Here is an 11,525-nt window from a genome sequence, read left to right as displayed (position 1 = left end):
GTACCGAATGGCTGACCCGAAGGGTTTTCTCACGCACGACCGGGAGCTGCCGGCGCGCCGCCCCGTGGACGTCCGCATCAGCGACTGGCGCGAGGTCTACCAGGACTTCTCCCAGGAGAAGCTGACCAAGCAGGCGGCCCGCTGCATGGACTGCGGCATCCCGTTCTGCCACAACGGCTGCCCGCTGGGCAACCTCATCCCGGAGTGGAACGACCTCGTCTTCCGCACCGACTGGCGCGAGGCGATCGAGCGGCTGCACGCGACGAACAACTTCCCGGAGTTCACCGGCAGGCTCTGCCCGGCTCCGTGCGAGGCGGCGTGCGTGCTCGGCATCAACTCCGACCCGGTGGCGATCAAGCGGGTCGAGGTCGAGATCATCGACCGCGCGTTCGCCGAGGGCTGGGTGACCCCGCGGCCCCCGGAGGTCAAGACCGGTAAGAAGGTCGCGGTCGTCGGCTCGGGCCCCGCCGGGCTCGCCGCCGCCCAGCAGCTCACCAGGGCCGGGCACGACGTGGTGGTGTTCGAGCGCGCCGACCGCATCGGCGGGCTGCTGCGCTACGGCATCCCCGAGTTCAAGATGGAGAAGCGCCACATCGAGCGGCGCCTGGAGCAGATGCGGGCCGAGGGCACCGAGTTCCGCACCGGCGTCAACGTCGGCGTCGACATCACGGCCGCCGAGCTCCGCGCGGAGTTCGACGCCGTGGTGCTGTCCGGCGGCGCCACCCAGTGGCGCGACCTGCCGGTGACCGGGCGGGAGCTCAAGGGCGTCTACCAGGCCATGGAATACCTGCCGCTGTCCAACAAGGTCCAGGAGGGCGACTACGACCAGCCGCCGATCTCGGCCGAGGGCAAGCACGTGGTGGTGATCGGCGGCGGCGACACCGGCGCCGACTGCATCGGTACGGCGATCAGGCAGGGCGCCAAGTCCGTCACCCAGCTCGAGATCATGCCGAAGCCGCCCGGCAGCAGGCCCGGCAGCCAGCCGTGGCCGACGTTCCCCATGCTGTTCAAGATGGAGAGCGCCCACGAGGAGCTGGCCGACGGCGGGGGAGAGCGCGTCTACGCGGTCTCCACCACCGAGTTCGCCGCCGACGCTGACGGCAACGTGCGCGCGCTGCGGCTGGTCGAGGTCGAGGGGCCGCAGGCCGGGTTCAAGCCGATCCCGGGCACCGAGCGGGAGATCCCGGCCGAGCTGGTCACCCTGTCGATGGGCTTCACCGGCCCGGAGAAGGGGGCGCTGCTGCAGGACCTGGCCTCGGAGGCCGGCGACGGCTTCTACGACGCCAGGGGCAACGTGGCGCGCGACAAGACGTACATGTCCAAGGTGGACGGCGTCTTCGTCGCCGGTGACATGGGACGCGGTCAGTCGCTCATCGTGTGGGCCATCGCCGAGGGGCGGGCCGCCGCCTCGGGCGTGGACCGGTTCCTGACCGGGGACACGGCGCTGCCGTACCCGATCCTGCCGACCGCGCGACCGCTGGTCTGACACACGCAAGAGCCCGGCCGTCACAGGCCGGGCTCTTCCGGATTTCAGCAGTCGCGGGCGATGGCGTCGAGGGCGCGCTGGGAGGCCGGGTCGGCGGCGCGGTAGACGATCAGGCGCTGGCCCGGCGCCTGGAGCGGGGCCAGGACCTCGTATTCGACGGTCAGCGGCCCCTCCGTGGCGTGCCTGAGCCGCTTGCGGCCCCTGGCGTTGACCCTGACGTCGCGCAGCGCCCACAGCCGGGCGCACTCCTCGCTGCCCGACGTCAGCTCGTCGACCAGCTGCGCCAGCGCCTTGTCGTCCGGATGGGCCGCCCACGAGGCCCGCAGGTCGGCGATGCCCTCGCGCAGCGCGCGCTCGCGGTCGAGGAAGAAGCCGCGCAGCCCCGGGTGCAGCATGCACAACCACAGGCTGTTGCGCTGCTCCGGCGGCAGCGTGCCGAAGTCGAGCATCAGGCCCGCCATCTCCGGGTTCCAGGCCAGGATGTCGAAGCGGTGGTTGACCAGCATGGCGGGCAGCGGCGACAGGTCCAGCACGAGCCTGGACAGCGGCCCGGCCTCGTCGTCGGCGGCCGCCTGCCGGGTCGGGCGCTGCTGGGCCAGGTCGAACAGGTAGGCCCGCTCGTCCTCGCTCAGCCGCAGCGCGCCGGCCAGCGCCTCCAGCACCTCGGGCGAAGGCCGCAGCCCGCGCCCCTGCTCCAGGCGGATCACGTAGTCGACGCTGACGCCGGCCAGCTCGGCGACCTCCTCGCGGCGCAGGCCGGGAGTGCGGCGGTGGGCGCGGCGGGCGGGCAGCTCGACGGAGCCGGGATCGAGCCGCTCGCGGCGGGTGCGCAGGAAGACGGCGAGCTCACGGGTCCGGTCGGCGGCGCTCATCCCCTCGATTCTAGGCCTGCCTGGGACGGCCGATCCCAGGAAGAGCCTTCCCTTACCCCCGTCACCCGGGCGGAGCAACCTTGAGGTCATGACGACTCTTGACACCTACCGCCTGCTGGGCCGTTCGGGGCTGCGGGTCTCGCCGCTGTCCCTGGGCACGATGACGTTCGGGACCGACTGGGGCTGGGGCTCGGACAAGGACGAGTCTCGCCGGATCTTCGACACGTACGTCGACCGCGGCGGCAACTTCATCGACACCGCCAGCCAGTACACCGAGGGCACCGCCGAGACGATGGTCGGCGAGTTCGCGACCGGCCGGCGGGAGCGGCTCGTGCTGGCCACCAAGTACACGATGGCCAGGCGCCAGGGCGACCCGAACTCCGGCGGCAACCACCGCAAGAGCATGGTCCAGTCGGTCGAGGCCAGCCTGCGCCGCCTGAACACCGACCACCTCGACCTGCTCTACCTGCACGCCTGGGACTTCACCACCCCCGTGGAGGAGATCCTGCGCGCGATGGACGACCTGGTCAGGATGGGCAAGGTGCTGTACGTCGGCATCTCCGACACGCCCGCCTGGCAGGTCGCCCGCATGCAGGCCATCGCCGACCTGCGCGGATGGACGCCGCTCATCGCCCTGCAGATCGAGTACAGCCTGGTCGAGCGGACCGTGGAGCGCGATCTCATCCCGATGGCACGGGAGCTGGGCCTCGGGGTCATCCCCTGGTCGCCCCTCGCCAGCGGCGTGCTGACCGGCAAGTACAGCCGTGCCGACCTCGAAGGGGAGGTCTCGGCGAGTCCCGCGGGCTCGCGCAAGAACGTCGCGGCGGCCAACGGCTCGCTCACCGTACGGGCGCTGGACATCGCCGACGTGGTCAAGCGGGTCGCCGCCGAGATGGACCGCCCGCCGTCGCAGGTCGCGCTGGCATGGACGCTGCTCAACCCCGGGGTCACGGCGCCCATCGTCGGGGCGCGCACGCTCGGGCAGTTGGAGGACAACCTGGGGGCGCTGGACGTACGCTTCACGGACGCGCAGCTCGCCGCGCTGAACGAGGTCAGCCAGGTGGGCCTGGGCTTCCCGCACGAGTTCCTGGCCCGGCCGATGCCGCGTCACGTGATGCTGGGCGGCGTGGAGATCGACCTCACGCGGGGCTGACCTTTCTTGGGCGTCCGCTTCGCCACTCATCGACCGAAATTTCACCACTAAGTTGCATCACCGGATTACTGTCGGGAAGATGCAGGTTCTGCGGCACTTCGGTGGATGGGGGAGAAATGCGGCGGGTCGGGTCGGGCTTGATGGCGCTGACCGTCGTGGCGTCGCTCGCCGCCTGCTCGCCCACCCGTGAAAGCGCCGCCCCGCAGGCCGAATACCTCGTCTTCTACGCCGGGGGAGCGCGGGCCCAAGCCGAGACGGCCGTCCGGCGGGCCGGCGGCACGACGGTCTCCGGCGACACCAGGCTGGGCTACCTGACGGCCATGGGCGTGCGCGACGGGTTCGAGGAGCGGGTCGGCGCGGACCGGGCCGTCGTGGGCGTCACCCAGGACCGGCGCATCGGGTACGCCACCGCCCGCCGTGCGACCGCCTTCCCCGACGCGCAGTCGTTCACCAAGCGCACGGGAGACCCGCTGACCGGCCACCAGTGGGACATGCGGATGATCGGCGCCGACCGCGCCCACGCCAAGGCCCCCGGCACCAAGCAGGTGCTCGTCGGCGTCATCGACACCGGCGTGGACGGCAGGCACCCCGACCTGGCCTCCAACTTCAACAGGGAGCTCAGCCGCAACTTCGTCACCGACAGGCCCAAGGACGAGTACGGCGAGACGCTCGACGGCCCCTGCGAGGCCAAGGACTGCAAGGACCCCGTGGACGTGGACGACGACGGCCACGGCACGCACGTGGCCAGCACGATCGGCTCCCCGGTGAACGGGGTCGGCATCGCGGGGGTCGCGCCCGGCGTACAGATCCTGAACCTCAGGGCCGGGCAGGACTCCGGCTTCTTCTTCCTCAAGCCCAGCCTCGACGCGCTCACCTACGCCGCCGACATCGGCGTGGACGTCGTGAACATGAGCTACTTCGTCGACCCCTGGCTGTTCAACTGCCCGAAGAACTCCTCCGACACCAAGAAGCAGCAACTGGAGCAGCAGGCCGTCATCACCGGCATGCAGCGCGCGCTCGACTACGCCCGCCAGAAGGACGTCACGCTCATCTCGGCCCTCGGCAACGGCTCCACCGACCTCGGCCGCCCGCAGGTCGACAAGCTGAGCCCGGGCTACCCACGCGGCGACGAGAAGGTGCGCCAGGTCGACAACACCTGCCTCAACGTGCCCGCCGAGTCGAACGGGGTCATCTCCGTCTCCTCGCTCGGCCCCTCCGGCCGCAAGGCCGTCTACAGCGACTACGGGCTGGAGCAGACCGACCTGTCGGCGCCCGGCGGCGACGTGCTCGACGGCGAGGGCACCAAGGCCACCCGGTCGATCCTGGCCGCCGCGCCCGAGCACGTGCTGCGCGCCGCAGGCCGGATCGACGCCTCCGGGCAGCCCAAGGGCGCCGACGTCGTCAAGGACTGCACGAGCGGCACCTGCTCCTACTACCAGTATCTCGAAGGCACCTCCATGGCCTCGCCGCACGCCACCGGCGTCGCCGCGATCCTCATCAGCCGCTTCGGCAAGCCGGGCAGGGGCGGGCTCGACCTCGCGCCCGCCACCACCGAGGACCTGCTCTACAAGACCACCACCCAGAAGGCGTGCCCGTCGCCACGCCAGTACGTGTACAAGGTCTTCGGCCAGAACACGACGCACGTCTGCGAAGGAGAGCGATCTCGTAACGGTTTCTACGGCCACGGGGTCGTGGACGCCTGGAAGGCGGCTACCGTCGAACCATGATGTATCGCCTCATCGCGGATGCCGCGATGGTGGTGCACTTCGCCTTTCTCGTCTACATGGCGGTGGGCGGGTTCGTGGCGTGGCGCTGGCGGCGTACGCTATGGGCGCATCTCTTGGTCGTCGCCTGGGGTGTGCTGTCGATCGTGACCGGTGTCGAATGCCCGCTGACGCTGGCCGAAGACTGGGCACGCCGGCACGCAGGCCAGGCGGGACTGCCCGCCAGCGGCTTCATCGACCACTACATCGAGGGCGTGATCTACCCGGAGGAGTACACGAACTTGGCGCGGCTGGGAGTCGCCGTTCTCGTTCTGTTCTCCTACGTCGGGTACGTTCTCCGTCGTCAGTGACTGCCAAGTGGTCTGTACCAATTAAGGTAGGACTCGTGACTCGTCGCGCGAAAATCGTCTGCACCCTAGGCCCCGCCACATCGTCCAAGGAACGCCTGCGTGATCTCATCGCGGCCGGCATGGACGTGGCCCGGTTCAACCTCAGCCATGGCAACCATGACATGCACAGAGAGGTTTACGACCGCGTCAAGGAGGTGGCGGCCGACCTCGGCCGCGGTGTAGGCGTGCTCGCCGACCTGCAGGGTCCCAAGATCCGGGTCGGCACCTTCGAAGAGGGCCCCGTCCGGCTGGGCTTCGGTGACGTCTTCACCATCACCGTCGAGGATGTTCCGGGAGACCGTGAGCAGGTCTCCACCACCTACAAGGGGCTGCCCAACGACGTGCGCCCCGGTGACACGATCCTCGTCGACGACGGCCGCCTCGTGCTCGAGGTCACCCGCGTCGACGGCGGGCGCATCATCACCCGCGTCGTCATCGGCGGCATGATCTCCGACAACAAGGGCCTCAACCTGCCCGGCGTCAACGTCAGCGCCCCCGCCCTCACCGACAAGGACGAGGCCGACCTGCGCTGGGCGCTGCGCACCGGCTTCGACATGATCGCCCTGTCGTTCGTCCGCCGCCCGTCCGACGCCGACGTGGTGCGCAACATCATGGAGCAGGAGGCCGTCCGCCTCCCGCTGCTCGCCAAGATCGAGAAGCCGCAGGCCGTCGACCGGCTGCCCGAGATCGTCGAGGCGTTCGACGGCATCATGGTCGCCCGCGGCGACCTCGGCGTCGAGCTGCCGCTGGAAGACGTGCCGATCGTGCAGCGGCGCATCATCGAGCTGTGCCGCGAGAAGGCCCGCCCGGTCATCGTCGCCACCCAGATGCTCGACTCGATGATGAGCGCGCCCCGCCCCACCCGCGCCGAAGCCTCCGACGTGGCCTACGCGGTCATGGACGGCGCCGACGCGGTCATGCTGTCGGGCGAGACCTCGGTCGGCAACTACCCGATCGAGTCCGTCTCCACGATGGACCGCATCGCCTGCGCCGCGGAGAAGTCCTGGCTGCAGGCCACGCACACGCTGGAGCGCATGCCGGAGACCACCGGCGGCGCCATCGCGCGGGCCGCGGCCGAGGTGGGCGCGATCGTGGGGGCCAAGGCGCTGGTGGCGTTCACGATGTCGGGGGAGACGGCGCGGCGGCTGGCCCGCTACCGGTCGCCGATCCCGCTGCTGGCCTTCACCTCGGCGCCGCACGTGCGGGGGCAGTTGTCGCTGACGTGGGGGGTGGAGACGTTCCACGTGCCGTTCGTGCACCACACGGATGACATGGTGCGGCAGGTGGAGGCGTCGCTGCTGTCGCTGGGGCGGCTGGAGAAGGGCGACAAGGTCGTCATCGTGGCGGGCTCCCCTCCCGGCACCCCGGGCTCCACCAACGCCCTCCGCGTCCACACGATCGGCTCCGCGGTCTCACACGCGCAGTGATCCTCTACGCGGCCCGCTGCCCGCCGTAACCCTTGGAACGGCCGCTGACCCTGGCGGCAGGTCCATCTTTTACGCGGTGTCGTGGCCGGCCACCCGCCGCAGCCCCCTGAGGGCCCTCCAGGAAACGGCCGCTGACCCTTCAGCGGCCGGGCGCCGTAACGGCGCGTCCTGTGGGCCCTCTTCGTGGTTTTTCTTGGGGTCCCGCGTCAGTTGGCGTGCAGGGCGGCGTTGAGTTCGATGCGGTCGCCCTTGCGGGAGACGGCCTCCACCGCGCCCGACTGCGAGTTGCGGCGCAGCAGGATGCCGTTCGAGCCCGACAGCTCGGCCGCCTTCACCACCGTGCCGTCGGGCAGGGCCACCTTCGTGCCCGCCGTCACGTACAGGCCCGCCTCCACCACGCAGTCGTCGCCCAGCGAGATGCCCAGGCCCGAGTTGGCGCCCAGCAGGCAGCGCTCGCCGACCGAGATGACCTGCTTGCCGCCGCCCGACAGGGTGCCCATGATCGAGGCGCCGCCGCCCACGTCGGAGCCGTCGCCCACGACCACGCCGGCCGAGATCCGGCCCTCGACCATCGAGGTGCCCAGCGTGCCGGCGTTGAAGTTCACGAAGCCCTCGTGCATGACGGTGGTGCCACTGGCCAGGTGGGCGCCCAGCCGGACCCGGTCGGCGTCGGCGATCCGGACACCCGAGGGCAGCACGTAGTCGACCATGCGCGGGAACTTGTCCACCCCGTACACCGCCACCGCCCCCCGGGCCCGCAGCCGCAGCCGCGTCAGCTCGAAGCCGGGCACCGGGCACGGGCCGAAGTTGGTCCACACGACGTTGGCCAGCAGGCCGAAGATCCCGTCGAGGTTGACCCCGTGCGGCTGGACCAGGCGGGCGGAGAGCAGGTGCAGGCGCAGGTAGGCGTCGTGGGCGTCCACGGGTGCCTCGGAGAGCTTGGCGATGCCGGTGCGCACCGCCACGACCTCCACACCCCGGGCCGCGTCGTCGCCCGCCAGCGCGAAGAGCTCGGCCGCCTCGCCGGTCTCACCGGCGGTGAGCCGCTGGGTGCCCGAGTGGGGCGCGTCGCCCAGTCGCGGGGCGGGGAACCAGGTGTCGAGTACGGTGCCGTCGGCGGCGATGGTGGCGAGGCCGACGCCGAAGGCGCCGGTCGAAGTGGGATCGATAGCAGTCACGAGCCCAAAAATACCGGTCCGGGGGTCAGCCCAGAGAGCCCAGGTCGGCCGAGAGCCAGCGTTCGGGCCGCATCCTGAAGGTCACGAGCACGTTGAGGTCCGAGCCGGCCACGTAACCGTCCACGGCGTCGGGCGGCAGGTAGCGGCCGGAGATGCGGGTCAGGTCCTCCAGTGTCGTCGGTCCTGACCGGATGACCGGCCCCTCGACCGAGACGTACCGGTAGGTCGGGCTCGCCCGCTGCACCAGGACCGCGAACCGGCCCGCCTTCGCGATCAGCTTGGCCTTCAGCGAATCGCCGTCGGTCAGGAACCTGATCTCGCCGCCGGGGCTGTAGTCGTACCAGACGGGCACGGTCATGGGTGCCCGGCCCGCACCCGCCTCCACGGCCAGGCTCGCGATGTGCGGCTCCGCCAGGAACGCCTCCCGCGCCGCAACGCTCAACGGCATGCCGCCCACCCCCGTATTCATCGATCTTGAAACGGTCATTCCCGGTGGGAGCGATCCCGAAAAGTCCCACCACCACAGGGAACCCTTCGACGACACGAACCCCAGCCGTCAGCCCGTCCCACGAACAGCGGCCCGTGCAACACCGGTGTCCGTGGTGCCAGCGGCGGTCTGGGCGGCCCTCGCGTTCGTCGTGCCGCCTGTGGCCCGTGTGATGACCGTGCCAGCCGTGCTGACGGCGGCCTGGGCAGCGGCCGTGATCGCCGTGCCGACGGCTGCATGCGCGGTGATCGGGTCCGTCGTGTCGGTGGTCGCTTGGGCGGCGACCGTGACCGCTGTGCTGACGAACGCGGCCAGTGCTCGTGACCGTGCCTGCTCCGACCAGGCCAGCACCATCGTCGTCGGTGGCGCGTCGAGGACGGGCACGCAGGTCAGATCTCGCCGCACCTGGTCACTGACCGACTCCGGCGCCACGGCGATCAACCGGCCCAGCGCCACGAGCTGCATCAGCGACGAAGGATCCGTGATCTCCGGATGCTGCCGGGGCCAGCACGGCGTCGGGTCGGCGTCGAGGTCGGCCAGGTGGACGAAGGGCCGCCGTGCCAGCCGGTGCCCCGCGGGCATGACGGCCACGTTCCCCTCCACCCGCAGCGGCTCACTGTCGAATCCCGTCAGGTCCTCGTACGGCGTGTGCAGGAACGCCACGTTCGCCGTCCCCTCCCGCACCAGCCGCGCCCGCTCCGCCACCCCGCACAGCGCCGGCTCCACCTCCACGGCGTCGGGATGCGCCTGGTAGGCGGCGAGAATGGCGGGCAGCAGCCCGGCGTCGCCGCCCGGCTTCAGCGCCACCACCAGCACGGGATCCACCCGCCCGGCCCGCCGTGTGCGCGCCGTCGCGGCCGTCACCGCGTCCAGGACGTGGGCCGCCTCCCTCACCAGCACCTCGCCCGCCGGGGTCAGCGACACCCCACGGCTGGACCGCTCGAACAGCCGCACCCCGAGTCGCCGCTCCAACCGCTGGATGGCCCTGGAGAGCGGTGGCTGCGCCATCCCCAGCCGCGCGGCCGCCCGCCCGAAGTGCAGTTCCTCCGCGACTGTGGCGAAATAGGTGAGCTCGCGCGTCTCCATACCTTCAGGGTATGGCCGGCCACTCATTCGGTGTTGGCCCGCCGGACGGCCCCGGTGATGTGCTTTGTGGCATGACCGAAAAGACCACCGCCCTGGTGACGGGGGCGAACAAGGGCATCGGCTACGAGGTGGCGGCCGGACTCGCGGCGAGAGGCATGACGGTGCTCCTGGCCTGCCGCGACCGGAACCGCGGCGAGCAGGCCGCCACCCGCCTCCGCACCGAGGCCGTCGCCCGGCCGCGTGCCACGGAAGAGGATCGGCTGCGCGCCGAGGCTGCCGATCGGTCGCGTGCCACGGAAGCCGACTGGCCGCGTGTCACGAACGCCGATCGGCTGGGTGTCACGGGAGTCGACGTTCGGCCGATCGTTCTCGATGTCACCGACCCCGCCTCGATCGAGGCCGCCATCGCCCCGCTCACCCGCCTGGACGTGCTCGTCAACAACGCGGGCGTCTCCGGCCCGACCGGTGAGCCGCCGAGCGCGACGAGTGCGGCGACGGTCAGGGAGGTCTTCGAGACGAACGTGTTCGGCGTCCTCATGCTCACCAACGCCGTCCTCCCCCTGCTCAGACGCTCACCCATGGCCCGGATCGTGAACGTCTCCAGCGGCGTAGGCTCCATGGCCCACCACAGCGACCCCGGCCACTACATGTCGGCCCTGCCCCCATCGGCGGTCTATCCGCCGTCGAAGGCCGCGCTCAACGCCCTCACCGTGCAGTACGCCAAGGAGCTGCGCAAAGACGGCATCCTGGTCAACGCCGCGACCCCGGGCGCCTGCGCCACGGACTTCACCAAGGACCTGCCGTTCGCCATCACCCGCACGGCCGCGCAGGGCGCCGCCATCATCATCGAACTGGCCACGCTGGACGCCGGCGGCCCGACGGGCGGCTTCTTCGACGAGCTGGGCACAGTGCCCTGGTGAGGGAAGGTGCCGGAAGCGGGATTCGAACCCGCACGCCCTTTCGAGCAGACGCTTTTGAGGCGTCCATGTCTGCCATTCCATCATTCCGGCTGATGTAGTCGGATATGTCCGGCTACGGGCCGCATCCTACCGCTGAAGTTGATCAGCTGAAGGGTGCCAGCGTGGATCTAATCTACCGGACGTCTGTACTCTTCTGCTCGTGAGTACGCAGCGGCGAGTAGTGATCGCGGAAGACGAGGCCCTGATCCGCCTCGACCTCAAGGAGATGCTCCAGGAGGACGGCTACGTCGTCGTGGGCGAGGCCGGTGACGGCGAGCAGGCGATCCAGCTGGCCGCCGAGCTGAGGCCCGACCTCGTCATCCTGGACGTGAAGATGCCCGTCCTCGACGGCATCTCGGCGGCCGAGCGCATCGTGTCCGAGCGGATCGCCCCCTGCCTCATTCTGACCGCCTTCTCCCAGCGTGATCTGGTCGAGCGGGCCAGGGACGCCGGGGCGATGGCCTACCTGGTCAAGCCGTTCACGAAGGCGGATCTGGTGCCGGCGATCGAGATGGCGGTCAGCAGGCACGAGGAGATGGTCGCGCTGGCGGCCGAGGTGTCGAGCCTGTCGGAGCGGCTGGAGACCAGGAAGCTGGTCGAGCGGGCCAAGGGACAGCTGATGGCGCAGCACGGCTGGAGTGAGCCGCAGGCGTTCAGATGGATCCAGAAGGCGTCGATGGACCGGCGGCTGAGCATGCGCGAGGTTGCCCAGATCGTTATCGACGACGCTGCGGAGCGATCCTGAAAAATCCCTTTACCAGGTG

11 protein-coding genes and 1 tRNA gene are annotated in these 11,525 nt (G+C 70.5%); 7 read left to right on the top strand and 5 right to left on the bottom strand.

The genetic code is table 11. The annotated features are described in order from the left end of the window. Positions 1-7: 7 nt before the first annotated feature. Positions 8-1,486: a glutamate synthase subunit beta gene (locus C4V41_RS20650; RefSeq protein ID WP_103957536.1), complete on the top strand. Its 1,479-nt coding sequence runs from the start codon at positions 8-10 to the stop codon at positions 1,484-1,486. A 44-nt stretch (positions 1,487-1,530) separates the two neighbouring features. On the opposite strand, the gene C4V41_RS20645 is transcribed toward C4V41_RS20650, so the two are convergent. Next, entirely contained in the window at positions 1,531-2,358 is an 828-nt protein-coding gene (locus tag C4V41_RS20645; RefSeq protein ID WP_103957535.1) for a helix-turn-helix domain-containing protein, read from the bottom strand. A gap of 88 nt (positions 2,359-2,446) precedes the next feature. On the opposite strand from C4V41_RS20645, the gene C4V41_RS20640 reads away from it, so the two are divergent. From C4V41_RS20640 to pyk, 4 genes are all read left to right on the top strand, one after another. After that, the gene (locus C4V41_RS20640) at positions 2,447-3,511 is read left to right on the top strand and encodes an aldo/keto reductase (RefSeq protein WP_103957534.1); all 1,065 of its coding nucleotides are present in this window, start codon (positions 2,447-2,449) and stop codon (positions 3,509-3,511) included. A 116-nt stretch (positions 3,512-3,627) separates the two neighbouring features. Further along, the gene (locus C4V41_RS20635) at positions 3,628-5,238 is read left to right on the top strand and encodes a S8 family peptidase (RefSeq protein WP_103957533.1); all 1,611 of its coding nucleotides are present in this window, start codon (positions 3,628-3,630) and stop codon (positions 5,236-5,238) included. Further along, the gene (locus C4V41_RS20630; protein ID WP_103957532.1) at positions 5,235-5,585 is read left to right on the top strand and encodes a DUF2784 domain-containing protein; all 351 of its coding nucleotides are present in this window, start codon (positions 5,235-5,237) and stop codon (positions 5,583-5,585) included. Before C4V41_RS20635 ends, C4V41_RS20630 begins: the two co-directional genes overlap by 4 nt. A 35-nt stretch (positions 5,586-5,620) precedes the next feature. After that, complete coding sequence (gene pyk / locus C4V41_RS20625; protein ID WP_103957531.1) at positions 5,621-7,051, top strand: pyruvate kinase; 1,431 nt, start codon at positions 5,621-5,623, stop codon at positions 7,049-7,051. A gap of 206 nt (positions 7,052-7,257) precedes the next feature. On the opposite strand, the gene dapD is transcribed toward pyk, so the two are convergent. From dapD to C4V41_RS20610, 3 genes are all read right to left on the bottom strand, one after another. Then, a complete protein-coding gene (gene dapD, locus C4V41_RS20620; RefSeq protein ID WP_103957530.1) occupies positions 7,258-8,229 on the bottom strand; it encodes a 2,3,4,5-tetrahydropyridine-2,6-dicarboxylate N-succinyltransferase in 972 nt (323 codons plus the stop codon). 25 nt (positions 8,230-8,254) lie between these two features. Continuing rightward, the gene (locus C4V41_RS20615) at positions 8,255-8,677 is read right to left on the bottom strand and encodes a pyridoxamine 5'-phosphate oxidase family protein (protein WP_103957925.1); all 423 of its coding nucleotides are present in this window, start codon (positions 8,675-8,677) and stop codon (positions 8,255-8,257) included. A 108-nt stretch (positions 8,678-8,785) separates the two neighbouring features. Further along, positions 8,786-9,802: a LysR family transcriptional regulator gene (locus C4V41_RS20610; RefSeq protein ID WP_103957529.1), complete on the bottom strand. Its 1,017-nt coding sequence runs from the start codon at positions 9,800-9,802 to the stop codon at positions 8,786-8,788. A gap of 71 nt (positions 9,803-9,873) precedes the next feature. On the opposite strand from C4V41_RS20610, the gene C4V41_RS20605 reads away from it, so the two are divergent. Then, on the top strand, positions 9,874-10,722 hold the full coding sequence (locus C4V41_RS20605; protein WP_103957528.1) for an SDR family NAD(P)-dependent oxidoreductase: 849 nt from the start codon (positions 9,874-9,876) through the stop codon (positions 10,720-10,722). Positions 10,723-10,729: 7 nt separating this feature from the next. On the opposite strand, the gene C4V41_RS20600 is transcribed toward C4V41_RS20605, so the two are convergent. Further along, positions 10,730-10,812: transfer RNA gene (locus C4V41_RS20600), tRNA-Leu, on the bottom strand. Between the two features lie 109 nt (positions 10,813-10,921). Here C4V41_RS20600 and C4V41_RS20595 point away from each other — a divergent pair. Beyond that, positions 10,922-11,506, top strand: coding sequence for an ANTAR domain-containing response regulator (locus tag C4V41_RS20595; RefSeq protein ID WP_235030270.1), 585 nt, complete (start codon positions 10,922-10,924; stop codon positions 11,504-11,506). Positions 11,507-11,525: the final 19 nt, after the last annotated feature.

The sequence above is a fragment of the Nonomuraea solani genome, from assembly GCF_900108335.1.
In the GTDB taxonomy this organism is placed as follows: Bacteria; Actinomycetota; Actinomycetes; order Streptosporangiales; family Streptosporangiaceae; genus Nonomuraea; species Nonomuraea solani.
This window is presented reverse-complemented; position numbering and strand designations above follow the sequence as displayed.